Annotated in this window: 19 protein-coding genes; 14 read left to right on the forward strand and 5 right to left on the reverse strand. The window is 43.9% G+C overall.

Annotation, left to right across the window (positions count from 1 at the left end; genetic code table 11):
- Window positions 1–50: 50 nt before the first annotated feature.
- Window positions 51–845: a PIN-like domain-containing protein gene (locus I3257_RS12485; RefSeq protein ID WP_238049946.1), complete on the reverse strand. Its 795-nt coding sequence runs from the start codon at window positions 843–845 to the stop codon at window positions 51–53.
- 363 nt (window positions 846–1,208) lie between these two features.
- On the reverse strand, window positions 1,209–2,738 hold the full coding sequence (gene gltX, locus I3257_RS12490) for a glutamate--tRNA ligase (RefSeq protein WP_201560601.1): 1,530 nt from the start codon (window positions 2,736–2,738) through the stop codon (window positions 1,209–1,211).
- 319 nt (window positions 2,739–3,057) lie between these two features.
- Between gltX and rsmH the strand changes: the two genes are divergently transcribed.
- The 7 genes from rsmH to I3257_RS12525 all read left to right on the forward strand — a co-directional run bounded on the left by rsmH (window position 3,058) and on the right by I3257_RS12525 (window position 12,939).
- Complete coding sequence (rsmH, locus tag I3257_RS12495; protein WP_227676019.1) at window positions 3,058–4,257, forward strand: 16S rRNA (cytosine(1402)-N(4))-methyltransferase RsmH; 1,200 nt, start codon at window positions 3,058–3,060, stop codon at window positions 4,255–4,257.
- A gap of 243 nt (window positions 4,258–4,500) precedes the next feature.
- The gene (locus I3257_RS12500) at window positions 4,501–4,998 is read left to right on the forward strand and encodes a cell division protein FtsL (RefSeq protein WP_238049947.1); all 498 of its coding nucleotides are present in this window, start codon (window positions 4,501–4,503) and stop codon (window positions 4,996–4,998) included.
- Window positions 4,995–7,103 (forward strand): penicillin-binding protein 2, encoded by a 2,109-nt coding sequence (locus tag I3257_RS12505; protein ID WP_201615026.1) that lies wholly within the window; start codon window positions 4,995–4,997, stop codon window positions 7,101–7,103. Before I3257_RS12500 ends, I3257_RS12505 begins: the two co-directional genes overlap by 4 nt.
- A gap of 71 nt (window positions 7,104–7,174) precedes the next feature.
- Window positions 7,175–8,884, forward strand: a complete 1,710-nt coding sequence (locus I3257_RS12510) for a UDP-N-acetylmuramoyl-L-alanyl-D-glutamate--2,6-diaminopimelate ligase (RefSeq protein WP_238049948.1) — start codon at window positions 7,175–7,177, stop codon at window positions 8,882–8,884.
- 284 nt (window positions 8,885–9,168) lie between these two features.
- A complete protein-coding gene (murF, locus tag I3257_RS12515) occupies window positions 9,169–10,629 on the forward strand; it encodes a UDP-N-acetylmuramoyl-tripeptide--D-alanyl-D-alanine ligase (RefSeq protein WP_238049949.1) in 1,461 nt (486 codons plus the stop codon).
- A gap of 3 nt (window positions 10,630–10,632) precedes the next feature.
- Window positions 10,633–11,751 (forward strand): phospho-N-acetylmuramoyl-pentapeptide-transferase, encoded by a 1,119-nt coding sequence (mraY, locus tag I3257_RS12520; RefSeq protein ID WP_087813657.1) that lies wholly within the window; start codon window positions 10,633–10,635, stop codon window positions 11,749–11,751.
- 216 nt (window positions 11,752–11,967) lie between these two features.
- Window positions 11,968–12,939 carry a putative RNA methyltransferase gene (locus I3257_RS12525; RefSeq protein WP_346014819.1) on the forward strand — a complete coding sequence of 324 codons (972 nt, stop codon included), beginning with the start codon at window positions 11,968–11,970 and terminating at the stop codon, window positions 12,937–12,939.
- Between the two features lie 98 nt (window positions 12,940–13,037).
- Here I3257_RS12525 and I3257_RS12530 read toward each other — a convergent pair whose 3' ends face one another.
- From I3257_RS12530 to I3257_RS12540, 3 genes are all read right to left on the reverse strand, one after another.
- A complete protein-coding gene (locus I3257_RS12530; protein WP_238049950.1) occupies window positions 13,038–14,561 on the reverse strand; it encodes a phospholipase D-like domain-containing protein in 1,524 nt (507 codons plus the stop codon).
- 172 nt (window positions 14,562–14,733) lie between these two features.
- Window positions 14,734–15,528 carry a YdcF family protein gene (locus I3257_RS12535; RefSeq protein ID WP_238049951.1) on the reverse strand — a complete coding sequence of 265 codons (795 nt, stop codon included), beginning with the start codon at window positions 15,526–15,528 and terminating at the stop codon, window positions 14,734–14,736.
- 109 nt (window positions 15,529–15,637) lie between these two features.
- Complete coding sequence (locus tag I3257_RS12540) at window positions 15,638–16,543, reverse strand: LysR family transcriptional regulator (RefSeq protein WP_201560607.1); 906 nt, start codon at window positions 16,541–16,543, stop codon at window positions 15,638–15,640.
- Window positions 16,544–16,700: 157 nt separating this feature from the next.
- Between I3257_RS12540 and I3257_RS12545 the strand changes: the two genes are divergently transcribed.
- From I3257_RS12545 to I3257_RS12575, 7 genes are all read left to right on the forward strand, one after another.
- Entirely contained in the window at window positions 16,701–17,090 is a 390-nt protein-coding gene (locus tag I3257_RS12545; protein WP_201560608.1) for a RidA family protein, read from the forward strand.
- Window positions 17,091–17,138: 48 nt separating this feature from the next.
- Window positions 17,139–18,614: an aldehyde dehydrogenase family protein gene (locus I3257_RS12550; protein WP_201560609.1), complete on the forward strand. Its 1,476-nt coding sequence runs from the start codon at window positions 17,139–17,141 to the stop codon at window positions 18,612–18,614.
- 106 nt (window positions 18,615–18,720) lie between these two features.
- Window positions 18,721–19,710, forward strand: coding sequence for a membrane dipeptidase (locus I3257_RS12555; RefSeq protein WP_238049952.1), 990 nt, complete (start codon window positions 18,721–18,723; stop codon window positions 19,708–19,710).
- A 195-nt stretch (window positions 19,711–19,905) separates the two neighbouring features.
- Window positions 19,906–21,591, forward strand: coding sequence for a BCCT family transporter (locus tag I3257_RS12560; protein ID WP_238049953.1), 1,686 nt, complete (start codon window positions 19,906–19,908; stop codon window positions 21,589–21,591).
- 126 nt (window positions 21,592–21,717) lie between these two features.
- The gene (locus I3257_RS12565; protein ID WP_238049954.1) at window positions 21,718–23,457 is read left to right on the forward strand and encodes a hypothetical protein; all 1,740 of its coding nucleotides are present in this window, start codon (window positions 21,718–21,720) and stop codon (window positions 23,455–23,457) included.
- A complete protein-coding gene (locus I3257_RS12570; RefSeq protein WP_238049955.1) occupies window positions 23,441–24,166 on the forward strand; it encodes a DUF3726 domain-containing protein in 726 nt (241 codons plus the stop codon). Before I3257_RS12565 ends, I3257_RS12570 begins: the two co-directional genes overlap by 17 nt.
- Before the next feature lie 770 nt (window positions 24,167–24,936).
- Entirely contained in the window at window positions 24,937–26,199 is a 1,263-nt protein-coding gene (locus tag I3257_RS12575) for an AAA family ATPase (protein ID WP_238049956.1), read from the forward strand.
- The last annotated feature ends 50 nt before the right edge of the window (window positions 26,200–26,249 follow it).

Below are 26,249 nucleotides of genomic sequence, written 5' to 3' on the forward strand. Positions count from 1 at the left end.
TGCCTAAGCTATTTCAGGATATGGGCTGTATTTATTTTATTGTGAACTGACTATAGTTCAGGTCTTGGCTGTCGATGCTTTGTTTGAGAGTTACCGTTAAATACAGCAACTTCTAACCACCAGTCTGCCTTATTATCATCCGTTACAAAGATAATATCCTTTAGTTCTACTTCTTTTACATGGTCCAATATCTGTTGCCATATAAGATAGTCAGCATACTTTTTCTGATAAACAATTTGATTGTCTACACAAACTTCATCTTTTTTTTCATCTAAATAGCCTGGAGATATTTTTAGTTTATATTTAACTTGAGCATTTTTGTACAAAGTATCTATTTTTTCTTGAGTGTAAGCTGCGCTCCCAACTCTATTATCAAAAATCGTATCTATCTTTTCTTCAAGAGGATCGGCTTCATTAATTTTTTGTTGATCGTTGATAGTGTTATTAATTTCTCTTATTAGTTCATCACCTAACGATTTAAATTTTTCTTTAATATTGTCAACATCAATTGGCGAGTGTACTTTCTTTATCTGTAATTTATTTAATTCCGATACTAAAGTGCTTTGCGATTTATTTATGGCTTCTTTTGCTTCTATAAGTAAATTCGTTCTGCTTCTAATAGTCGTTAATCTATTACGTTTGAATTCGAGAGCTACATGGTGAGGAATCCATATTCTATCATCCAGACTTTCTAGAATTTTTATAAATTCATCTCTACTACTATCTTGGTATCTATAAAGATTGAGTAATATATTGGTATCAAAAATAAATAAAGAATTTTCCCAAATATGACGGTATTCTTGCTCTGTAAAATTATAATCATACTGTTTAAACATATTTTTCATGGCATATTACCTTAACCGATTTTTAATTGAAAAGTAGTATTTTTTATAATGGAGGTAATGAAAGTTTAGAATGCATATTTCTATTATTAGAATATCAACTTCAATAGATAATTTAATTTTTATAAATTTCAGATCTACTTATGATTAATTGCAATATCATTACTGACACGCACCAGAAACTATCTAAAAACGAGAGGTTGTAACTTAGTTTTATTATTAATTAAATATAGAATATTTTATTTAAAATTTTTTTTTGGTAAACTAAGTAAGTGTTTACCAAAAAAAAGTTATCCTAATCGTATATTGATTAGGATAACTTGAACAGCTGTTATAAAATTATTTTTTAAATCGACTCATGTATCGCTACTCAGCTGCCAAAAAGTCTGGCAATTCAGCTGCTTGTTTCTCAAGTTTTTTTAGCTTCTTTTTACCTAAGCCGCCAAGCACGTCAACTGCATGGCGCAAGCGAGTCAAGGTCATATCAGCGCCGATAATTGCCATAGAATTCATGACAGGCGTCGATGAGGTGCTACCAGCGATAGCGATAAAGAATGGTGCCATAAAGTCACGCATTTTAATATCAAGATGGGCGGCAAGACCTTTTAAGGTGGCGTAGATATTTTCTTCTGACCACGTTGGCAAGGTTTCTAGCTGCCAAAGCGCTAGTTGCAGCATCTCAGTAATTTGCTCAGGGGTGAGCGATTTATGGGTAAAGCTTTCCGCAGTGATAGCAGGTAAGTTTTGGAAATAGAAGCCACCCCAATTAACTGCATCAGATAACAGCTCAATACGAGGCTGAATCGCCGCTGCGATAGCCGTAAGCTTGTCACTGTTATTTGCCCAATCGAGGATTTTATTTTTTAACTGTTCAGGAGTAAGCGCGCGTAGCCATTCTGCGTTGAGCCAGTTTAGTTTTTCGATATCAAAGATAGGGCCGCCGAGCGACACACGCTGGATATCAAAGCTCGCAATCATCTCTTCTAAGGTAAATTGCTCAGCTTCGTCAGGCATCGAGTAGCCCATACGACCGAGGTAGTTGAGCAACGCTTCAGGGAGCACACCAGCATCACGATAGTAAGTGATAGAGGTTGGGTTTTTACGCTTAGACAGTTTTGATTTATCTGGGTTACGCAGCAGTGGCATATGGCAAAGTACAGGCATCTCCCAACCAAAATACTCATAGAGCAGCTGATGCTTGGGCGCAGAGTTAAGCCACTCTTCACCGCGTAGCACATGGCTGATGTCCATCAAATGGTCATCGACAACGTTGGCTAAATGATAAGTCGGCATGCCGTCGGTTTTTAGCAGCACTTGCATGTCGACTTGTGTCCAAGGAATCTCAACCGTACCGCGTAACATGTCATGTACTTGACAGACGCCTTCGGTAGGCACACGCATACGAATGACATGCGGTTTGCCCTCACTGACCAATTGCGCAGTTTTCTCAGGTGCTAAATGGGCACAGCGACCGTCATAACGTGGCGTTTCACCATTGGCCATTTGCGCAGCTCGCATGGCATCGAGCTCTTCGCTGGTACAAAAGCAGCGGAATGCATGATCGTTTTCTATGAGCTGTTCGGCGTGCTTTTTATAAATATCACTACGCTCGCTCTGACGATAAGGCGCATGCGGGCCTCCAATATCTGGACCTTCCGCCCAGTCGAGACCGACCCAGCGCAGCGCATCCAAAATCATTTTTTCAGATTGTTCGGTTGAGCGCGTTTGATCCGTATCTTCGATACGTAAAATAAATTCGCCGCCGTGGGCTTTAGCAAAAGCTAAATTGAATAGGGCAATATAAGCGGTGCCGACATGCGGAAAGCCAGTAGGCGATGGCGCAATGCGGGTGCGGACAGGGCGCGTGCTGTTAGTTGAAGTCGATGATTGCATCATAAAATTCTCAGAATAGGGTAGTTGATGAATATGGCTGTGAAAAATGAAAAAAATAGCAGTTAAAAATGCTAATGATAAATATGAATGACAAGTTTGAATAAAAAATACGGCACAAACAATAGCCGTCAATGTAGAAAAATAGCGTAAAATATAGCGCTAGTATAACAGAGAGATGGAATATTTTTAACGAAATGCCCGTCTAGCGCTTGACTACCCGTGTATCCTTGCGATAATAATGTTAGACAAGTCATAACTTGTTTATTTTCATCTGATTTTTCACTCTTACTGACCAAAATGGTCGTCATCTACTGAGTCGTTTGTGTCCATATTGAATAATAAGCCAAAAAATACGCCGAATACTAAGCAAGATTCTAAAATGAATTCTTCTTTAGCCACTGTTAATGCTGCATCAGTGGCTGAGCTGTCTGCTGTAGAAAACGATTTTGTGGTAGAGAGTGACTCTACTAATCAGCTGAATCAAGAGTCTGTCACGGATAAAGCCAACTCTGATGAATTGAGCTTTGTCCATGATGCGGTGCTGTTACAAGAAACCGTTGCAGCAGTGCTGGGTGTCAAAGCGCTACCTAAGCAAACAGACGATGCAGAACAAAGCAGTGACAACCAAAATAGCTTGCAGATGAGTGGCGTCTACGTTGATGCTACCTTCGGGCGTGGTGGTCATAGTCGATTATTATTAAGTCAGTTGGCCGATGATGCAACCTTGATTGTTTTTGATAAAGATCCAACGGCGATTAGCGTCGCGCGTGAATTGGCAAAGACCGATAGTCGCGTAAAAGTGGTGCACGATAGTTTTGCGACGTTGACGGATAGTCTAACGGCAATGGGAATCACTCAAGTTGATGGCTTAATGGCAGATTTGGGTATCTCATCGCCGCAAATTGATGATGGCAGTCGTGGTTTTAGTTTTATGCGTGACGGTGCGGTCGATATGCGTATGGACACCAGTCGTGGGCAGTCGGTCGCTGAGTGGCTAGAAAAAGTCGATGATGAAACCTTGGCCAATGTGCTTTATGATTTTGGCGAAGAGCGTCATAGTCGCCGTATCGCCCGTGCTATTAAGCAGATGGACAGTTATGACTCTACTTTGGCATTGGCTGAAGTGATTAAAGTGGCGCATCCTAATTGGCAGCGTGGTAAGCATCCAGCGACTCAGAGCTTTCAGGCGATGCGCATTTTTATTAACAATGAGCTTGGCGATGTTGACGACTTTTTAGAACAAAGCATTCCGATTTTAAAGTCAGGCGGGCAGCTAGCAGTGATTAGTTTTCACTCGTTAGAGGATCGCCGTATCAAGCAGTTTTTGCAGCGTCATAGCAAAGGGCAATATCCAGAGGATGAGAATTTGCCGATGCCGCCGAAGCGTCCACGCTACTTTAGCAAGCCTAAACGCGTGGGTCCAAGCAAAGCTGAAACCAGTCAAAACCCACGCGCGCGTAGTGCGTGGTTGCGCATGGCGACTCGTACTGATACCGAATATCTACCCAGTGTCGAGCAATAGCACAGGTAGCGTGATGTTATAGAGAGGGTGTTTGGCTGCGTTGCTGGTGATTGGTTGCTGGCAATTAGTAGGATAAAAGTCTGAATACTTACGCGGCTGTTAAAAATCTGTAAACATTATCTGCTAGGCTCGGCTGTTCCTTTTTCGTTTGGTTTTACTTTATTGATGGTGCTGTACAAAGCGTCTTACCGCTCTAAAACAGTTGCCAATTTTCATACTTGAAGTCCACTTTTTGAGAGCGTCATGGCAATATCTGACAAACCCGCAAACCGTCGCGCTGCAATGCCGCATAACACCGATATCGGCGAGCTATTTGTGCGCCGATTTAATGTGGTTAGTATCTATGTAGTGGTGCTATTGCTGTTAGCAGTGGCGATTGTGTGGAGCGGTATCAAAACAGCCGAAGGCGTTCAGCAATATCATCAGGATTATAAAACCTTGCAAGACATGAAAAAACAAGAGCGTAATCTGCAAGTCGAACATCAGCGTTTGCTCATTGAACAGCAGACTTTTAGTGCGACGCCGCAAATTGCTAGCCGTGCGGTGGCTGAACTGGGTATGTTTTCACCGACGCTAAAAGATAAGCTCATTATCCAACCGGGTGTTGCCACAGCACAGGTGCCAGTCGTCGATACTGACTCAGATGAGGATAAGTCTGACGTTATCGAACCACGGGCTTCTACGGATATATCGCCTGATGCTCCTATCACCGATGCCACGGTAGCGGAGGCAGGACAATGAGTGATAAAAAGCCTAATGCCAATAGCGGTAAAACGACCGCAAAAAATGCGAGTAAAAAGCCAACTAGCGGTAAGGTCACTAAGCCCTTACGTCCTGCCAGTGCAGCCAAATCGGGACAAACAGGCAGTACGGCTGAAAAAAAATCCTCTGGCAACCGTAAGGCTAAATTGTTTGATCGATTGAAAAAGAGTGAAGAGCAAGGCGCTTATACCAGTGTCAAAAACCTGAAAAATAAAAGAGGATTTTTGGGTAAAGCGTCTGGCGCTTCCTCTCGCGGCGGTTTTGAGCAAGACAAAAACCGTTTTCGTACTATTTGGGTCATTGCATTGGTTGTCTTGGGTTTGCTGATAGCCCGTGCTTATTATTTACAAGTTGCCAATGCCCAGTTTTATCAAGACAAAGGTGATGAGCTCATCACTAGCGTGCGCACGCAAAAATCCTATCGCGGTATGATTACCGATCGCAATAATTTGCCACTTGCAGTCAGTGCACCACTGGCGACGGTCTCCTTTAGTCCGCATGATTACGCGCGCGAATATTACGAGCTTAAGCGTATTATTATCACCAATCCTGAGAGTCCACAGCTGGTTGCGCGTATGCAAAAGCGTTTGGATAATATGGATCTGACCACGCTTGCAGCTGCTGCGAATATTTCGGTCACTGAGCTGAAAAAAGTTACCGCTATCGATGACAGTATTGATGTAACCGATGAAGCAGCAGTTAAAGCAGCGCTGCCATCGGGTGCAGGCTCGCACTATTTGCCGCTACTGAATAAAGTAACGCCTGAGATTGCCCAAAGTGTCAGCACCCTTGATTTTCCTGGCGTCTATGAAAAAAACTTCTTCCAACGTTATTACCCGCAGCCACAACCAAACTCGCAGCTATTGGGCTTTATGGGACAAAATGTCAGCGATCCTGAAGGTGGTTATGAAGGTCGTGCTGGTATCGAACGCCAATATGAGACTGAGCTGGCAGGTGATGATGGCAAAGTGTTGGTGCTAAAAGATGCCAAACAAAACAGTTTAAAAGAAATTAAACAGATTGAACCAGAAATACCAGGTAAAGATGTGGCGTTGACCATTGATTCGCGCTTGCAGTATTTGCTTTATAAAGAACTAGAGAAAGCAGGGCGTTTGCAAAAAGCGCGCTGGTCAACAGGCATGATTGTTGATGTGCAAACGGGTGAAGTGCTTGCCTTGTCAACATGGCCATCTTTTAATTCTAATAACCTGAATGAGATGACTGGTGAAAACCAACGTAACCGTGCGCTGCTCGATGTCTTTGAACCCGGTTCAGTCATGAAGCCATTCACCGTTGCAGCGGCTTTAGACTCAGGAAAATATACCGCCACTACCTTAATCGATACCAATCCTGGCTCTATCCGTGTCCGTGGTTATACCATTCGTGACCATAATAATTTAGGGCGGATAACGATGGCAACGCTATTACAGAAATCTAGTAACGTTGCCTCGACTAAGATTGCTTTGTCTTTACCAGCTGATGGCATTACCAATATGCAAAAGCAATTTGGTTTTGGTTCAAAGACACCGCTACAATTCCCAGGGGAAGGTAGTGGGCTGGTGGTCACACCAAAAGAAAAAGAAACATCAAGACGTGCAACGGTCAGTTATGGTTATGGTCTACAGGTAACACTGGCTCAGGTCGCGCAGGCTTATTCGGCGCTGGCGGCAGGTGGCGTCATGCACCCATTGACCCTCATTAAAGATGACAAGCCGCAGCCAAGCAAGCGTATCATGGCACACGAGCAAGCGATGTCTATCGTACAAATGATGGAAAGTGTTACCGAACCGGGTGGTACTGCTAAAGGTGCTGCGATTGACGGTTATCGCGTCGCTGGTAAAACAGGAACGTCGCGCCGTATCAATCCAAAAGGTGGCTACTATACTGACCAATACCGCAACGTTTTTGCGGGTATGGCGCCAGCATCCAACCCTAGGCTGGTCGGCGTGATGCTCATCGAAGACCCGCGTGGTCAGATTTATGCTGGTTTAACAGTCGCGCCAGTCTTTCATAATGTCATGAAAGAGGCGCTGCGTTTATACAATGTACCCTTAGATAAGCCGTTAAAAACGGAAGATCTATAGGCTTAAACGTAAGTTTTTTTAATGTTCAGTTTTTAACTATTTGATGTGTTTTAACCGTATAGGATTTGCCAATGACCCTGTCACCCTCGTCGCCAAGCATCACACCAGTCACCTTGCAACAGCTGACTGAATCTAGTATTAGCAATAGCAGGCATGGTGTAGGTACAGAGCAGGCATTGCAAAAACTATCGACTCAGACGACATTGGTTGGAGCGGATTCAAAACCAATGAATTCGTTTCTTGATATTCCATTCCTGCAGTTTCGTTTAGACAGTCGTCAGCTAGAGCCGAACGATGTGTTTGTGTTATTAAAAAGCCACATACCAAACTGTCAAAAAAGCCGTGACTACCTCTATCAAGCCGCTGAACATGCGGCTTTTATCCTATCAGAAATAGATCCTACGGCTTTACTTAACACGATTAGCATATCAAATCACGCCGATATCACCTTACCAAATGATAGTGCTACTAAAGTGCAGCAGCAATTAGCAGCACTGCCTTGCCCTGTTTTATACGTGCCCAATATTCGTGATTTTTTAGGGACGCTCATTCAAGCACGTTTGCAGTATCAGCAGCCCGTGACCTTGCCAACTGTCATAGCGGTGACGGGCACCAATGGCAAAACGACTATCAGTCAATTGGTGGCGCAATTGACGCAGCTGACAGGTATGAGCAGCGCAGTTATGGGCACGGCAGGGAATGGTAGGCTTGGCGCTTTGGTGCAAGCCAGCCATACCACGGGTGATGCCTTAGCAGTTCAGCAGTTTTTATATCAAATGGGTACAGAGAATGCTGAGTTATTGGCATTGGAAGCCAGCTCACATGGTTTGGATCAGCAACGTTTACAAGGTATGCCAGTGTCGGTGGCGATTTATACCAATCTTAGCCGTGACCACTTAGACTACCATGCCGATATGGCAGAGTATGCAGCAGCAAAAGCTAGACTGTTTGATAAAGCGCATTTTCCAGATTTGACACACGCTATCATTAATATCGATGATGACTCTGCGCAGATTATGCTCGACACCGCACATGCCAGTGATTTAACGGTCTGGACGTATAGTTTAGAATCATCAAAATCTGCGACCTTTGTTGCGGCTGAAATCAAACCAAGCTTACAAGGTGTTGAGATTAGCCTACGTACTGATTTAGGCGATGGCGAAGTTAATCATTTAGGTATCGTCAGCCCATTATTGGGGCGCTTTAATGTTGCCAATTTGCTTGCCGCAATGGCAGCTGCCGTCGCTTTAGGCATTAGCCTTGAGCGTGTTACTGCAGTGGTGCCGCAGCTACAAGGTGCGGTTGGACGTATGCAGCGTGTGCCGTCTAATGATGGTTGCTTTATCGTTGATTATGCGCATACGCCAGATGCCTTAAGCCAAGTGCTTGCCAGCCTAAAGACCCATTGTAAGGGTCAGCTGTGGGCAGTGTTTGGCTGCGGTGGCGACCGTGATGCGGGCAAACGTCCTTTGATGACGCAAGCAGGCTTGGCAGGCGCGGATAAAGTCGTGTTAACGGCAGACAATCCACGCACCGAAGATCCCAATGCAATATTGCAAGATATGCAAGCAGGCATGACGAGTGAGCAATATCAGCGTACCTATATTGAGCCTGCGCGCCAAACCGCCATTGAATATGCAGTTAATAAAGCAGCACCTGATGATATGGTCGTTATCGCTGGCAAAGGTCATGAGACCTATCAAGAAATTAACCATGTTCGTTATGATTTTGACGACAGTGTTATTTTGCAAAACGCCTTAAAACAAGCAGGGCGTTTATAGCATTTATATGTAAATAATGGCGCTTACAGTCAGTTTTTCATGCTATCTAAAAAGTATTAGGGCGTGTCCTCATTTTAAAATGGTAATAAAAATGAGATAAATTACCGTCAAACAAGGAAAGTAGCGCAAATAATATCGAGATATTAATAAGCTAGTTGACGATGTTTGGCAAAATTTAGCCATTTTTAGTCCATTTATATAATAATCGATTAAATTGAAGACACGCCCTAGTCGTTAACTATAAAAAATAAATAAGTAGTCATCATATATATAAGGTAATCATTATGACAGCCGACAACGATAACAGCATTCAGTCGCAAGGGCTGTATGTTTGGCAAGCAGACAATCTGCTCGCGGCAACCGCAGCACTCAATGGGCATTGGCAGCTGAGTGAGGGGCAATCCGACTCAGAAAACACTTCAGTAAATGATGTCATGAGCACTCGTATCGCCACCGATACCCGTACGATAAAACCTGGTGATATATTTTTAGCGTTAACGGGTGATAATTTTGATGGTCACGATTATATCGATACTGCCATCGCGCAAGGTGCGGTTGCGGCTATCGTCGCTCGCCCTATTGCTACGGCTGATGCAAATAGCATTCCGCAGTTAGTGGTGAGCGATACCCGTTTGGCGCTAGGACAATTGGCTGCGTATCGTCGTCAACAGCATCAAAATTTAACCGTCATTGCTATTACTGGCTCTAGCGGCAAGACCACCTGTAAAGAGATGCTGGGTAGTATCTTTGGCAGACTAGCACCGACATTGATTACCCGTGGTAACCTAAATAATGACTTGGGTGTGCCGATGATGTTGCTCGAATTATCCGACCACCATCGTTATGCCATTCTAGAGCTTGGCGCAAACCATATTGGCGAAATTGCTTATACTACCGAGATTGTAAAGCCAGATGTCGCGTGTATTTTAAACATTGGTACGGCGCATTTGGGTGAGTTTGGTAGCCGTGAAGGGATTTGCCAAACCAAGGCTGAGATTTACCATACCTTGAATGACAGCCAATTTGCGATCGTTCCTGATAAAGATGATTTTACCAATCAATTACGCCGTATCGCTGAAAAATATACGTCACACGTGATTGGCTTTGGTAATACTGATGTCAGTGCCAGCCATTTAGATGTCGAGCCTGAGCGCAGTGAATTTAAGTTGCATATCGGCAATCAAGTCCATGATATCAACTTGCCACTAGCGGGCGAGCACAATGTCAATAATGCTTTAGCCGCTGCTGCTTGTGCCCATGCACTAAATATCGATGTTAGTGATATCGTCGTCGGGCTTGAAAATGCGCGTCCTGCTAAAGGGCGCTTGAACAGTCAATTACTGGGTATGCATCGCTTGATTGATGATACGTATAATGCCAATCCGCATTCGGTGCGAGCGGCAGCAAAAGTACTAGCGGCGCAAACGGGCACGCAAGTCATGGTGCTGGGCGATATTGCAGAACTGGGAGAGGCGGCGGTTAGCGAGCATCAAAGCTTGGGTCGTACCATTGCAACAACGGGCATCAATGTGCTGCTGTGTGTTGGTGAATACGCGCCTTTTACCGTGGCGGGTGCACAAGAGGTTTCTGGCATCAATGCCCATGCGTTTACTGATAAAGACAGTTTATTGGCGTATTTGAAGCCGTATTTGCAAGCGCAGCAGGCGCAGCCTTGTACGGTGCTGTTTAAAGGTTCTCGTTCCATGCAAATGGAAACCCTTATCAATGCGCTAATCGAGGAGTAGGCGGTGTTAGTTTGGTTGTTTGGCTGGCTTGGCCAGTATTACACGCCGTTTTCTGCGGTGTCTTCGTTGACGCTGCGAGCGTTACTCGCGGTCATTACCGCCCTCGCATTTAGCATGTTTTTTGGTGGCCCTGTCATTCGACGTCTGCGTGCACTGAAATATGGTCAAGCGATTCGCAATGATGGTCCGCAATCGCATTTGGCGAAAACTGGTACGCCGACCATGGGTGGGGTGCTGATTTTAAGTGCGATTGGCGTGTCCACCTTACTATGGGCGCGTTTGAATAATCCGTACGTTTGGATTTTGCTCATTGTCATGATTATCTTTGGCGCGGTCGGCTGGGCAGATGATTGGCTAAAAATTAAGTATAAAGATCCCAAAGGCTTAATTGCTCGCAAGAAATATTTTTGGCTCTCTATGGGTGCTTTGTTCGTCGGTGTGTCTTTGTATTATATCGCCACCTTGCAGCCAGATATCGCGACCACGCGTGAGATGCAGGATTTGCTGCTACCGATTTTTAAAGATTGGATGATTCCTTTTTCGGCAGTACCATTTGGTATTGGCTTTATTATCTTTACCTACTTTGTGATTAATGGGGCTTCTAACGCCGTCAACTTAACCGATGGCTTGGATGGTTTAGCTATTTTGCCCGTGGTCTTGGTTGCGGCGGGTTTGGGCGCGATGGCTTATGTATCAGGTGATGTACGCTTTGCTGACTACTTACATGTGCCTTATATTGCCTATAACTCCGAGGTTCTCATTGTCTGTGGTTCGATGATTGGTGCAGGGCTTGGTTTTTTATGGTTCAACGCCCATCCAGCCCAAGTATTTATGGGCGATGTGGGGGCGCTTGCTCTCGGGGCGATGCTCGGTACGATTGCCGTTATGACCCGTCAAGAGATTGCTTTTGCAATTATGGGTGGTCTATTTGTCGCCGAAGCGTTATCGGTCATGTTACAGGTTGGCTCGTATAAGCTGCGTAAAAAGCGGGTCTTTCGGATGGCACCATTGCATCATCACTTTGAAGAAATTGGCTGGAAAGAGACGCAAGTGGTGGCAAGGTTTTGGATTATTGCCATTATTCTCGTCATCCTTGGGCTCATGACCTTAAAACTGCGTTAGCACAGCCATATCGCTCGAACATTAATATGAATATCATGTTCGCAAAAGCCATCTCACTTTAGTTGAGGTGGCCTTTTTTTTGGTTGCTGATAGTTTGGTTGCGAATAGTTTGTTTTCTACATTTTCTTTCCTGCATTGTTTATCGCGCCTTTTATCACGCAGTAAGCCTGAATTTTGTTAAAATGGCAGCCATATTGCGATGACGTTGAGATACTTGTGAGCTTATTTATTTGTCCCCTTTGCCAATCACCCATGCAGCCTGCCGCAGATACGTGGCGCTGCGATGGCAGCTTGCACCCAAAACAAACCGCTCATCCATTTGATGTGGCACGTCAGGGTTATGTTAATTTATTGCCCGTGCAACAAAAAAAATCCAAAGCACCGGGCGATAGCCAGCAATCAATTGATGCGCGCAAACGGTTTTTAAACGCTGGACATTATCAGCCATTGCAGACGCTTATTTGCCAAAAAATGAGGGAATTGTTGGCGAAAAATGAGTCGGTCGCTGATTCAGCAATTGAGCCGATAACTACAAAGGATAGCAAGGCAATCAATTGGTTGGATATTGGCTGCGGTGAAGGATATTACACGCAGGCAATGGCACAGACAGGCATGGATACTCTCATCGCCGCAGATATCAGTAAACCGGCTGTGGTAGAGCTTGCGAAAACAAGCAAAGCGGCGGGGCGTCTTTGGTATCAGCAAGTTAAAGACAGTGTTACTAATGCGACAGCCAAGTCGGCAGTCATCTATCCGCTTGTTACCAGCGCTGCCCATTTGCCGTTACGCGCGCATAGCATAAAGGGCATTAGCAGTATCTTTAGCCCTATCTTGCCAGACGCGTTCAATGAGGTATTGACTGCAGACGGTTATTTAATCATTGCCAAGCCAGATATCGGGCATCTAGCGACGATGCGCGAAGCGTTATTTGACAACGTCCGGGAGCATGATTCGGATAAGTTTTTGCATGAATTGGCTCCATATTTCACGCTAATGGGTACGGAGCATGTCAGTACCGAGATGACGTTGTCAGCCGCTGATTTGGCTGATTTGATGACCATGACGCCTTATGCTTATCGCGCGCTTAATGAAAAAAGACAGGCGCTACTAGCAGCGGTCGAAACAGAACCCTTTACGACACAAGCTAAGTTTGTCATCTATATTTTGCAGAAGACAGCAGCTGAATAGAATGGCTTAAGGTCATTAGTATTTTTTCATGACATTTATCTCATTTTTAGCCCGTTTAGATATGATCAATTGAATTGAGGACACGCCCTAATAATGGGTTACAAAACAGGTCCCATCGTGGCGACAATGTTATTCCAGATTTTATAAGATAACGGCCAGTTTTCAACTTGCTCACGAGTGACTTCTTCAGAATCAGCGATATACTGGTATTGTCGCTCAATGATGGCCGCTGTGAGCGTTTTATCGCTAAACACAATGTTGTTTTCATAGTTCAAATCAAAGCTACGCAAGTCTAAATTGGTCGAGCCAATCAGACTGATTTCGCCATCGATGGTCAAGGTTTTTGCGTGTAATAGACCGGGTTTATATTCGTAAATATTGACCCCCGCTTCAAGCAGCTGCCAGTAATAACTGTGGCTGGTAGCAGCCACGACTATTGAGTCGTTATTCTTTGGGAAAATCATGGTTACTTGTACACCGCGATAAGCGGTCGCACACAAAATGCTGACGAGCGAATAATCAGGCACAAAATAAGGCGTTGAGATGATCAGGGTTCGCTTTGCCTGACCAATTAAGACACCTAAAAATTGCGGCGTGGTGCTGCGTCGTTGGGTAGGACCATCAGAAAAAACCTGTGCAGCAAAGCCTTTTGGCGGCAATGTGACTGGTAAAGGTGGCGGTGATATTATTGGTAAAGGCTCATCAGTTTCTGGCTGTGGGGATTTTTGTTGCTTTAGTTGTGGGTCAATAAAATAAGGAAAGCTGTCAAGCGGCGTATCAGGATTTTCAGTCAGCCAATCACTGGCAAACAACATCTGATTCTGTGCCACCACTGGTCCTTCGACCCGCAGCATAATGTCTACCCACGGCGCAAATTTTGGCTTTACACGAAACTCAGGATCGGCGCAGTTGCGACTGCCACAGTAGCCGATTTTGCCGTCAATAACCGTAATCTTGCGGTGATTTCGCAAGTCAATCCGGCTAAACATGAGTACCTTTAAAATATTACTAATTGGTAGGGCAACACTGACTTGTACGCCAGCTTCTATCATTTCCTGCCATATCTTTGAGCCGACCATTTTTCGTGAGCCCATACCGTCAACCATTGCTCGGCATATGACGCCGCGCCTTGCCGCTCGTATGAGTGCTTGAGCAGTATCGATTCCCATACCATCGATTAGCCAAATATAATACAGCACATGAATATGATCGGTCGCTGCATCAAAGTCGGCAATCATACGTTTGCGCGTCTCAGCCGCATCTGCCATCAGCTCTGCGTGATTGCCCACCGTTGTATGATAGCCAGTTGCATTGGCAGAGTAGGCAAAGGCCGCTTGGTATTCAGGTTTGATAGCCTCCGACAAAGCGATGTCATCACCAAGTACTTCAGGACTATGTGCGCTTAATTTATCGATGATTTCTTTACGTTTGCGCGTAAAATCGCGTCCTAGATGCACCTCACCAAACATCCAATAAATTACAACCCCCAGATAAGGCAAAATGAACAATATGACGAGCCAAGCAAGCCGAGCGGGCGAGGTCAGATCATGGCGCGCAAGCACTCGCAAAGAGATCAGTATCAGTAGCATAAAATGAACAGTTAAAAAGATATCCAATAGCATAGTGCGCTCCATCATTATTATTTTTATTTGCAGCATTTATCAGCGGTTCTTACTGATTATAACGCACTGTAAAATTACCACCGTTTTGATTGGTAAAAACAGCAATGCGGCAACGCTGGAGCTATGATATTTAGCAGTAAGCTTGTTTAAGCTGGTGAAATATACATCACCATCAATATTCTCCTAACAACCAGCCACTGACAAAGGCAAAATACTCGCGAAACCAAGCGTTATAACGAATGGTTAAAGGCGTCGGACTGGCGACGGTAATCGGTTGTGCATAGCCCTGATGTCGCGCGATGCTGGCTGCGCGAATGCTATGAAAATCACTGGTAACGATGGCGATAGGGTCAGCGATAGATAGCCCTTTTGCTTCTAACAACGCTCGGCTGTTAGCGAGGTTTTCTTCCGTACTGGTACTTTTGCCTTCTTGTAAAATGCGTTCGAATGGCACGCCATGTGCCTCATGCAAATACGTGGCCATAATATCGGCTTCGCTACGTGTACGCTGAAAACCAACGCCACCACTGGTTATCACCAAAGCATCTGGTTGCGTCTCGATAAGGGGCATGGCGGTGTCCAAGCGCTTGGCGAGCGTCGGTGTCGGCTTACCTGCAACCGTGCCAGAGCCTAATATAATAATCGCTGCCACTGTCGGTGCAGGCTGCTGGCTAAGCGCAATCTGCTGTTGTAATGACCAAATAAATAGAGCGAAGCTCAACAACCAAAGTATAAATACTGCCCATAACCCATACCAAAGGCGGTTAAAGCCATAATGTTGGCTGCAAAACCTGCGTATTGCATGCCAAAAAATTCCATGTATGACAAAAACCATGCCAAGTAAAAAAGGTACAACCGAGCCGAAATTAACTTTACCGACGACCATCAATGCAGCGCAATCGATGATAAGTATGATGCCGATAACAGATAAGAGGCCACGAGTAACGGAAATTAAACCTTTAGACATAGTGAAAGACGCTTTTATTCAAGTGAATGGAATTTCTGATAGTGGCTTATAAAAGTAGGCGGTAATGAGGTATGTTTTAACCCATTATTAATCTATTTTTAACCTGTCTTTATAAAATATAGTGATTCTGGACATACTGAATGCACAGTTCATGAAACGCTTGTGCTGGCGGTGAAATCGTTTTATTTGCCAATTTAAAAATACCAATTTGTCTGTCTAAGGCAGGTTCAAGTAAGTCGAGCCATACCAATTCTGGCTCATTCGACGGAAAGGCGAGCTTGGGTAGGGTGGTTATGCCAAGATCATTGCGTAATAATGAAAATAAGGAAGTAATATTCTCGACCGTGTAACGCGCATTGCGGTTGAGCACCTCGGCGGGTGTGTTTTCGAGCAGTCGACAAGTGCCATTATAAATAAAAGGCTGGGTCATCAGTTGTTGCCATTTAAGCCCTGCTTTTTGTTGGTTTCTTGACGGTTTTACTGGTTGATTTAACGAATTGCTTCTTAAGCAGACCACGCCAATCGGGTCAGATATGAGCAAGGTGAAATCTATATTTGATTGGTCGATACTGGTGCAGTTGCCCAATGCCAAATCGATTTCACCTGCCAATAAACGATTGGCCACACCGACAGAGTTATCATCTATTAGTACAATCTCGACATCAGGATATTTCTTGGAGTACTCAACCAACACGCTAGGCAAGAGTTTTGTCACCAGTGATGGCACGCTTGCAATCCTTATTTTGCCTTTATCGCCAGCGGCTGCTCCTTTTAAATCATCCTCTAGCGCTTGATAAACCGTCATAAACTGCTCGATTTTGGGTAAACAAGTCTCGCCAAAAGGCGTGAGTGTTGCTTTATTTCCTCCTTCAAATAAGCGCTGACCCAGTGTTTTTTCCAATTCCTTTATCGAGGCAGACAACGCCGCTTGCGAGCGATTGGCGCGATCCGCCGCCGCCCGAAAGCCGCCTTCCTCTACCACGCATAAAAAGTGACGTAATTGCTGTAATTTCATAGGCTTATTCTTCACCACTATTAATATATAAGATATCGTCTATGATAGATTAAATCTATCATATTCTAAATTTAATTAGTTAGATTTATCGTTAGTACTTGGGTAGGATAACTCTATAGCAATCGCTGCCCAATCATTGATCAAAGGATATGACGACATGACGACTCATTCAACCAAACAATCCATCAAAACCTCACTTTATGCGTCTAAAGCCCCTCTAGAATGGGCGATCACTTGCAATGGTACGTTGTACACCGCGCAGATTCCTATCGATGAAAATGGTGATGTGGTTGCAGGTGGTATCGAAGCGCAAACCCGTCAAACATTAGACAATCTCAAGCACACACTAGAATGTGCCAATGTTGGTATGGATTCGGTACTACAGGTCATGATCTATGTGACCGATCGCGACTATCTAAAAACGGTCAATCAAGTTTATGCTGAATACTTTGAAGCACCCTATCCAAATCGGGCAGCGCTCGTGATAGCAGGACTGGCTCGTGAAGAAATGCTGGTTGAGCTGGTTGTATATGCCGCTGTGCCTTAAAACTAATTTTAATATTCCATCTTTTAATACTTTATCAAGGAAGCTCTTATGTCAGCTCACACCGCCCAACAGATATTGCAGCAAGACCCAACCAAATCACTTTATATCAATGGTGAATGGCAGGCAGGCGTAAATACCGTTGCCAATATTAACCCATCTGATATCACTGACACTATCGGTGAGTTCGCACAGGCCAGTGGCGATCAAGTCAAAGATGCCATTGCTGCTGCCCGTCACGCTCAGCCAAAATGGGAAGCAACTTCTTTAGAAAAAAAGCAGTCTATCCTACAAGCGATTGGCGATGAAATGATTGCTCGCTGTGATGAGCTAGGTACGCTGTTGTCTCTTGAAGAAGGTAAGCCATTTGCCGAAGGACGTGGCGAGATTTACCGTGCGGGTCAGTTCTTTCATTATTATGCCGCTGAAGTATTGCGCCAAATCGGTGATAACGCCGCCTCAGTACGCCCTGGTGTCAAGGTTGAAGTCACCCGCGAAGCAGTCGGTGTGGTCGCTATTATCTCACCTTGGAACTTTCCAACGGCCACCGCTGTATGGAAGATCGCGCCAGCGCTAGCGTTTGGTAACACTGTCATTTGGAAGCCTGCGAATTTAACGCCAGCCAGCGCAGTAGCATTGGCTGAAATCATTCACCGTCAAGGCATGCCAGAAGGGACATTTAACCTGCTACTGGGTGGCGGCTCGTCAGTCGGTGATGCACTCATCAATTCTACAGATATCGATGCCGTTAGCTTTACGGGTTCTGTACCAACAGGTCGCAAAGTTGCTGCTGCGACGGCACCGAACTTTATTCGCTGTCAGCTTGAGATGGGTAGTAAAAACGCCTTGGTCATCGCTGATGATGCTGATTTGCAAGTTGCTATCGATGCGGCAGTGGCTGGTGCGTTTGGTGGTTCAGGGCAGAAATGTACGGCTTCTTCACGCCTCATCGTAATGGACAGTATTCATGATGCCTTCGTCGAAGGTGTGGTCGCAAAAATGAAGACTTTAAAGGTCGGTCATGCGCTTGATGAAGGTATCTTTATGGGGCCTGTCGTCGATGACAAGCAGCTGGCATCAAACATGGACTGGATCGAAAAAGCCAAGCAATCCGGTGCCAATTTAGCCTTTGGTGGTGAGCGTTTAGAGATGCCGCATGACGGCTACTATATGTCGCCGACGTTATTTACCGAGACGGACAACAGCTGGGATATCAACCAAGAAGAAGTATTTGCGCCGCTCGCTTGCGTCATGCGTGTCAAGGATTTGGACGAAGCGATTGCCATGACCAATGACACGCGTTTTGGTCTGACGGGCGGCATCATTACCCAGAGCTTGCGTAGCAGTGCGATGTACAAAGAGCAAGTGCAAGCAGGTTGCGTGATGGTCAATCTAGCGACTGCGGGAACTGACTACCACGTGCCGTTTGGTGGTCGTAAACAGTCAAGCTTTGGCCCGCGTGAGCAAGGTCAATACGCTAAAGAATTCTATACCATCGTCAAGACCGCTTATCAAAAAGCGTACTAGGCATGTCTTAACAAGCATACTCGCCGCTATCGAAGTGACACGGTGTGAAAAAGCACTTAATAGCCAATGATAGCGGCCACTGATAAAAGTATTAAAGGGAATTGATATGTACCAAGATCATATCGTCATTGACGGATTACAGTATAGCCATTGGGATCGTGACTACTTTAAGATGCTACAAGCCAGTGGTATCAATGCGGTACATGCCACCTTGGTCTATCACGAAGATGCCCGTCAGACCATGACCCGCTTTAGCGAGTGGCACACACGCTTTGAGCAAAATAGCGATTTAATCTTACCAGTGTACTCAGTTGCTGATATCAAAATGGCAAAAGAGCAAGGCAAGGTCGGCATCTTCTTTGGCGCGCAAAACTGCTCACCAATTGATGATGAAATTGGCCTAATCAGTGTAATGCGCCGCTTGGGTCTATTGATTATGCAGCTGACTTACAATAACCAGAGCTTACTGGCGACAGGTTGTTATGAGCAGAATGACAGCGGCATCACACGTTTTGGTCAGCAGGCGATCAAAGAGATGAACCGTGTCGGTATGATTATCGATATGTCACACAGCGCTGAGCGTTCAACGCTTGAAGCGATTGAGCACTCTAGTCGCCCGATATGTATCAGCCATGCCAATCCAACCACAGCACACGATGCCCTGCGTAATAAATCGGATACGGTCATCAGTGCCTTGACCCAAGCAGGTGGGTTGTTAGGGTTTAGCTTATATCCGTTCCATTTGCCAAATGGTAGTGATTGCACATTAGATGATTTTTGTACGATGATTGCCAATTGTGCTGACAAATATGGCGTCGAGCATTTATCCATTGGTAGTGACTTGTGTCTCAATCAACCCCAAGCCGTGCTTGAGTGGATGCGTAATGGGCGCTGGTCAAAAGCGATGGACTATGGTGAAGGCAATGCCAATAATTCAGGTTGGCCTGACACGCTGCCGTGGTTTGCTGGCAAGGACGGTATGGAAAATATCTATAACGGTCTACTCAAACACGGCTTTAATGAAAGTGATGCTGGAAAAGTCATTGGTCAAAACTGGTTTGATTTCCTTGAGAGTGGTTTAAAGCCTTTAGCCTAAAGGCTCATTCCTAAAGGATAATTCTAGCAAGTCATCGCTAAAAATCGGTATAAGACGACAATCGTTTTATAGCGCATACCCATTTGAAATAGAGAGCTTTGAAATCAATAATATAGTGAGGCTATCTGGTTATATCCTCATTGCGATACCTCTGATTTAAAACGCAACATTAGCCTTAGCATATGGAGCCACATCATGGCCGATTTAAAGGGACTTAACCAAGGTGAGCAAGGACGCTCAAACGCTACCAATAGCACAGCGGATAAGGTGAGCACTGTACCAGCTGCTACCGATATTGATGCGTTGGGGCTAAAAAATCCTGCCTTTTGGTATAGTGGCGGGTTTATTACAATTTTTGTGCTCATGGCGATTTTTGCAGAAGCACAGTTAGCAACGATTGTGGATGTTGGTTTTAAATGGTCGGCCAATATCTTTGGCCCTTTTTGGCAAATTCTGCTTCTCGCTACTTTCGTCATCGCTTTAGCGGTTGGTGCAGGTCGCACGGGTCGTGTGATTTTGGGCAACTTACCAAAGCCTGAAATGGACAATTTCAAGTGGATGGCTATCCTGTTTTGTACATTGTTGGCTGGCGGTGGGGTTTTTTGGGCGGCGGCAGAACCTATTGCTCATTTCGTGTCAGCGCCTCCTTTATACGGTGAGTCACCAGACTTGCAACAACGAGCATTTAACGCCTTATCACAATCTTTTATGCATTGGGGATTTTTGGCGTGGTCGATTGTCGGTAGTTTGACCGCGATTGTGGTCATGCATTTGCATTATGACAAAGGCTTGCCGCTGAAACCTCGCACACTTCTTTATCCTATGTTTGGTGAGCGCGTACTTACTGGTCAAACAGGCGCGATTATCGATGCTTGCTGTATCGTCGCCGTGGCTGCGGGTACGATTGGCCCTATTGGTTTCTTGGGCTTGCAAACCAGCTATGCACTGAATGAATTGTTTGGTATTCCTGATACTTTTGCCACCCAGCTTATCATTATCATATTCGCGATTGTGCTTTATACCTTATCAGCGATCAGTGGTCTTGCTCGAGGTATGCAATTGCTCAGCCGCTTCAATGTCATATTGGCCGTTGCGTTGATGGTCTTTATTTTGATATTTGGACCGACCAATTTTATCGTCAATGGTTATATTCAAGGTGTCGGCACGATGGTCGATAACTTTATTCCGATGGCCACTTTTCGCGGTGATGAAGGCTGGCTTGGCGGTTGGACCGTGTTCTTTTGGGGTTGGTTCTTGGGTTATGGCCCTATGATGGCCATCTTTATCGCTCGTATTTCACGTGGTCGTACCATTCGTCAATTGATTACCACGGTTTGTATCATTGCGCCGCTCGTTACCTGCTTTTGGTTCACCGTCGTTGGTGGTTCGGGTCTGGCGTTTGAGATTGCCAATCCGGGCAGTGTTAGTAGCGCGTTTGAAGGCTTTAACTTACCTGGTGCACTATTAGCCGTTACCCAGCAATTACCCTTTCCTTTAATGACCTCGATATTATTTCTAATTTTAACCACCGTTTTTATCGTCACGACAGGCGATTCGATGACCTATACCATCAGCGTCGTCATCAGCGGCGAGCGTGAGCCAAACGCCATGATTCGTACCTTTTGGGGCATCATGATGGGTGTGACAGCGATTGTTTTAATCTCGCTTGGTTCAGGGGGCGTGACAGCATTACAGTCCTTTATCGTGATTACCGCTGTGCCAGTCTCTTTTATCCTGCTGCCATCGCTATGGAATGGACCACAAATTGCCCAGCAAATGGCGCGAGAGCAAGATTTGTATCGACCTAATCAGGTAGAGGTGAGACATAAAATCAGCGAAGAAAAGCTTGCTAAGGAAAAGCTTACTCAAAAAACTGATTGACTACCAAACGGTCAAGGTCAAAACAACGATCCTAAAAACGGCTGAATACTTATTTACCGATAGATATCATCATTGGCATTATTAACGAAGCTGCTGGCTCAATATATTAGGTAAGGTAGTGAAATTATGAATATGATTCATGCAAATAATGAAAGCATTAACGTCAAGCCACCTCAACTGAGCACTGACTTTCGTACTCGTGACGTGATTATGAATGCAGAAAGGTTGGGCGCGATGCACCAAACTCGCATTAGCTTTGTGCGCACGTTACTGCGTAAGATTGATAGAGAGCAATGGACGCTCAGTACCCATTTGTGGGATTTGGATGAGCAAGGCTATGGCACGGTGATTTATCGCCTCAATACTCCAGAGCATCTGTATCATCTGGTGGTATTTTGTAATGAGCTGGCTGATGAAGAGCGTAATGATAGGGTGATTGCCCAAAAATGGGATGTAACCTTTGGTCTGGTCTTTGGTGAGATAAGTGAGGAATTACTGGATAATCTACAAGCCAACGTACCGCTGCAAGAAGCAGGTCGCAACTCTAATATGGTGATGGTGCTGGCACGAGCAAATAAAAGCGTACGGGTCTTTGATCATATCGTTAGCTCACTCGCCATTGGTCAGCAACCAGATTTAGATATACTTGCGCAAGTGGGTTATATATTGCGCACTACTGCCGTCTATGGCAATGGTAAGTTTGGTATTTATGACTTCAAACCGTTAGATCACAGTGCAGATTTTGATCAATCCTTTCGAGCGCAGATGTGTGCCGTATATTTGCTGCGTGAGTTTAGCTTAGATTGGGTCGATTATTTGGCAAAGCAAAAAGGCGGTAGCAACGCCGCTGCGCTGCATCCAGAGATTAAGCGTTACTTGGGAGTTGGTAACGCCACCGGTCTGGGCATGGCACCGTATCTAATCAACCATCCCTGTGTCGTCGATCAATGGCTAACTACCCGTGAAGAAGCGTTGCAAGCGACACTGGTTTGCCAAATTGAGCCTAATGAAACGGCGCATTTTGCCAGTTTAATCAAACGCGCTATTCAGCATTTTAGCGAGATTGTTACCATCAATGAGTCGCAAATCAAACTCAATGAAGCGGTCGTTGCAGAATTAGCCGTACTACAAAATAATTTGATGGCAACCATTAATCAATACAGTACATGGGTAGAGTTCTTACAAGCTCACCATTACCTAAGCCTTGAGAGCCAAGAAGTGATTATCTCTTGCTTGATGGAGCTTTATCCTGAGCGTGTCGATGCGTTTCAAGAAAAAATAAATGCCAATGAAACGCTGTCGCTACCGAAAGGCAAGGTGATCCAAGATTTAATCGATGTATTAGAGCTACATTATCAGTGGGTGATTAATATTGATTTTAGCCAGCCCGATAATAGCCATTGGTTTTGGTATCGCTCGGTGGATAAAGAAGAGCCAAGGATGGGCGTGCGCGGGCAAGAACCGGGTGCTGATCGTGAGCTTGCATTAGACATCGCACGGCAAGCAAATAAGCTGTATCTCGCGTTGAAACCCACCGATCCAAAGCAGCTCATTTCAGAGTTCATCTTAAATCAGCCAAAATATCGCTCGATTGCGCGCCGCGTTTGGACGATGGGACATAAGCCACTGGGCGATATTCAGATGAATGTCTTGCATAAAACCGCATTACCCATGCACCTGTTACGGTGTAAATTATCGATGTTTGGTGCCACCAAGTTCGATCCCAGATCAGATCGCTGGGTGCGGATAACCTTGTTTCAAGGTGCGCCTTTATTTAGCGAGGTGCATAGTGATGAATGGCTGTTTCCTTTATTACCCGATTTATCGAAAGAGCAGGGAGGTTTGACTCATGATCGTATCGCATAATGAAATCGTGACGATAGTACACAAAGCCTTTACTGGGATGCACCGTGAAGTAGGCGAAGCGGATGTGATTGCTACTATGGTCGCTGAGTTACAGATGGCGGGCTTGGACGGTATCAGACACTTTAATAATGCCAGTCCGTATATCTTAACCGAGCACGATACGCCAATCGATATCGTCTATCAAGAAGACGGCGCTATTCGTTTAGATTTGCATGGTAGCAGCTTGGCTTGTCACTTGCCGACTATCATTGACTATGCTCTGGAAAAAATGGGTGATTTAGCGCATTTTCATATTTATTTACAGAACTGTCATAACCGCTGGTTGGCTTATAGCGAGCTGGTGGGGCTGGCTGCCAAAGGCTTTGCTTGCTTGGCTAAATGGGACAATGGCTCTGTGCCCAAGCATACATTATTTACGTTAAATCAAGGTTTTGTGTATCCTGATTTATACTTTTTTGACCAAGCACAAGCCAATTACAATACCAATGATATGATTATTGAAATTGCGACCCAAAATTTTGATATTGAACAGGACATACAGCGTTTCAATCATAAAATATCGACAGATGAGCTATTTGAAACCCATCAGCGCGCATGGAAAGAAGGCATCTATGTCGACGATGAGCAGTGGGCGATACTCAAAAAAACAGCTGCGGCGATGTTGGTAGAAAATAGCGAAACATCAAGTAAAGGTGCGGGAGGGGCGTAAGCGAGAGGAATGTAATAAATAAAAGGTGACAAAATGACATAGGCAAATAGATTAAGCCAAAAAGAGGCTTGTAATTAAAAATTTCAGAAAGTGTTTTGGATTAACAGGTATTTCGGAGTTGTTTGAACAGATGGGAAAAGCTAGAGGCTTTGATTAAGTAGAATAAGATTGGCGGTGAAGGAGGGATTCGAACTATTTATTTAAGTATATGATAAATATAATATTTAATTTTTTTCGTCTAGTTATAGACCAACTATTAGACCAACATATTTAAAGTATTGGAGGCAAAGCAGATAGTTAGATTTATATTCTGATTAAATGTAACAAAATATTTCTAAAGTGCTATTTGGTTTCAAACATATACTATAACTAAAAAACGCTTTTTAGTGATCGCCGATTCAATTTAAAAAGAATGCAGTGCTTTTGTAATAAATTTCACGAAGATTTCAGGATGCGAAGTGCACAGTAAGCGAGGAAAATTTATCCCAGCAGAACGCTATCTTGAATGTACCTCTTTCATATTGAACTAATAATGTTAAGGTTTACTTTTATATAACTACTTAAGCTGTTTAATGCTACTTGCTACCATTCCGAACAGTTCAACCGACTTCTTAATCACGATATTTGGGTAATTCTCATTGTAAGCATGAAGATGGTTAGCGTTTATTGCAGTTCAGTTCAGTAGCTACCAACCTTGTTGTGTAATTATCTTGATTTTAAACACTAGTTCGCCTTATTCTTAGCTATAAAATATTAAAGGTTACAAACTAATGAGAGTTGAAAAGGTTAGTTTATGCAATTTTAGGAATTATTCAGATACAACTATTAATTTTAAACATAGTACCTTGATAATTGGTTCAAATGATGTAGGCAAAACTAATTTAATATATGGAATGAGATTACTATTAGATAAGTCTTTATCTGATGCTGATATAGAGCCGAACGAAACAGATTTTCATATATCGCCAATTGGTATTCAAGCTAATGAATTTTCGATTACGATATATTTCTGCGAAGTGAAAGAAGATGCTGTTCTTTCAGTATTAAAAGGTCATGTAAGTGAACATTCTAGTACTATATTCAGGCTAGTTGCACAACGTTCAAGTTTAGAGTATCAATTATATATTGGTGCTACTGAGAATAGTTTAGAATTAATAAATAGTAGATATTATTTACGTTATATCAACTTGCGCTATATTAACGCTCAACGTAATTTGCAGAAATTTATCGAAAAAGAAAAGAAAACTTTATTAAAAATATCTCGGTGTGAGTTGAATGACGAAGATAGTGATAAAGACCAGGCATTGGTTACTGAAATTGGTAAAAATTTGAACTATGTGAATGAAAGAGTGAGAGAGCTAAATTACGTTAAAAACTCAACAGCTCTTGTCAATAAGGAGCTAAAAAAAATTGCTCATACTCTTATTAATTATGAAGTTCATTTAGATACGGGTGCTATACAAGTTCAACAGTTTATTGATAATTTGAAACTCAGTGCTTCAAATAACGGTTCGAAAATGCTATTGGGGGGTGATGGTAGAAATAACCAAATTCTGTTAGCTTTATGGACAGCAAAAAGTCAAAGAGAACTTAACCCTGAAGACGAGGTTGTATTTTACTGTATAGAAGAACCTGAAGCCCACTTGCATCCACATCAACAAAGAAAATTAGCAGATTACCTAAACAATGAGTTAATAGGACAAACGATTATAACAACGCATTCTCCACAAATAACTGCTCGATATAGTCCAGACTCAATTATACATATTATCAATAGGAACTCAGATAGTTACGCTGCTAGCGGGGGATGTTCTGACTGTATAAGCAATGCTTGGGACAATCTAGGGTATCGAATGAGTATATTACCCGCAGAAGCTTTCTTCTCAAGAGTGGTGTTACTGGTTGAAGGACCATCGGAAAAGCTCTTTTATACGGAGCTAGCAGAAGCTCTAAATATAGATTTAGATTTTTATAATATTTCTATACTAACTGTGGACGGAATTCAGTTTAAGGTTTACGTTGATATACTATAGTCAGTTCAAAATAAAACTGTTATGGCCAGGGCAAATATCATAAAACAATT

The organism is Psychrobacter sp. Ps7 (genome assembly GCF_022129225.1).
Taxonomy (GTDB): domain Bacteria; phylum Pseudomonadota; class Gammaproteobacteria; order Pseudomonadales; family Moraxellaceae; genus Psychrobacter; species Psychrobacter immobilis_A.

Bases quoted from the DNA above. Each gene is read 5' to 3' on its own strand.
- I3257_RS12545 (WP_201560608.1), top strand. From the start codon at position 16,701: ATGACGACTCATTCAACCAAACAATCCATCAAAACCTCACTTTATGCG.
- I3257_RS12555 (WP_238049952.1), top strand. From the start codon at position 18,721: ATGTACCAAGATCATATCGTCATTGACGGATTACAGTATAGCCATTGG.
- I3257_RS12575 (WP_238049956.1), top strand. From the start codon at position 24,937: ATGAGAGTTGAAAAGGTTAGTTTATGCAATTTTAGGAATTATTCAGAT.
- I3257_RS12535 (WP_238049951.1), bottom strand. From the start codon at position 15,528: ATGTCTAAAGGTTTAATTTCCGTTACTCGTGGCCTCTTATCTGTTATC.
- I3257_RS12485 (WP_238049946.1), bottom strand. From the start codon at position 845: ATGAAAAATATGTTTAAACAGTATGATTATAATTTTACAGAGCAAGAA.
- I3257_RS12505 (WP_201615026.1), top strand. From the start codon at position 4,995: ATGAGTGATAAAAAGCCTAATGCCAATAGCGGTAAAACGACCGCAAAA.
- I3257_RS12550 (WP_201560609.1), top strand. From the start codon at position 17,139: ATGTCAGCTCACACCGCCCAACAGATATTGCAGCAAGACCCAACCAAA.
- gltX (WP_201560601.1), bottom strand. From the start codon at position 2,738: ATGATGCAATCATCGACTTCAACTAACAGCACGCGCCCTGTCCGCACC.
- I3257_RS12570 (WP_238049955.1), top strand. From the start codon at position 23,441: ATGATCGTATCGCATAATGAAATCGTGACGATAGTACACAAAGCCTTT.
- I3257_RS12500 (WP_238049947.1), top strand. From the start codon at position 4,501: ATGGCAATATCTGACAAACCCGCAAACCGTCGCGCTGCAATGCCGCAT.
- I3257_RS12530 (WP_238049950.1), bottom strand. From the start codon at position 14,561: ATGCTATTGGATATCTTTTTAACTGTTCATTTTATGCTACTGATACTG.
- I3257_RS12540 (WP_201560607.1), bottom strand. From the start codon at position 16,543: ATGAAATTACAGCAATTACGTCACTTTTTATGCGTGGTAGAGGAAGGC.
- I3257_RS12565 (WP_238049954.1), top strand. From the start codon at position 21,718: ATGAATATGATTCATGCAAATAATGAAAGCATTAACGTCAAGCCACCT.
- murF (WP_238049949.1), top strand. From the start codon at position 9,169: ATGACAGCCGACAACGATAACAGCATTCAGTCGCAAGGGCTGTATGTT.
- I3257_RS12560 (WP_238049953.1), top strand. From the start codon at position 19,906: ATGGCCGATTTAAAGGGACTTAACCAAGGTGAGCAAGGACGCTCAAAC.
- I3257_RS12510 (WP_238049948.1), top strand. From the start codon at position 7,175: ATGACCCTGTCACCCTCGTCGCCAAGCATCACACCAGTCACCTTGCAA.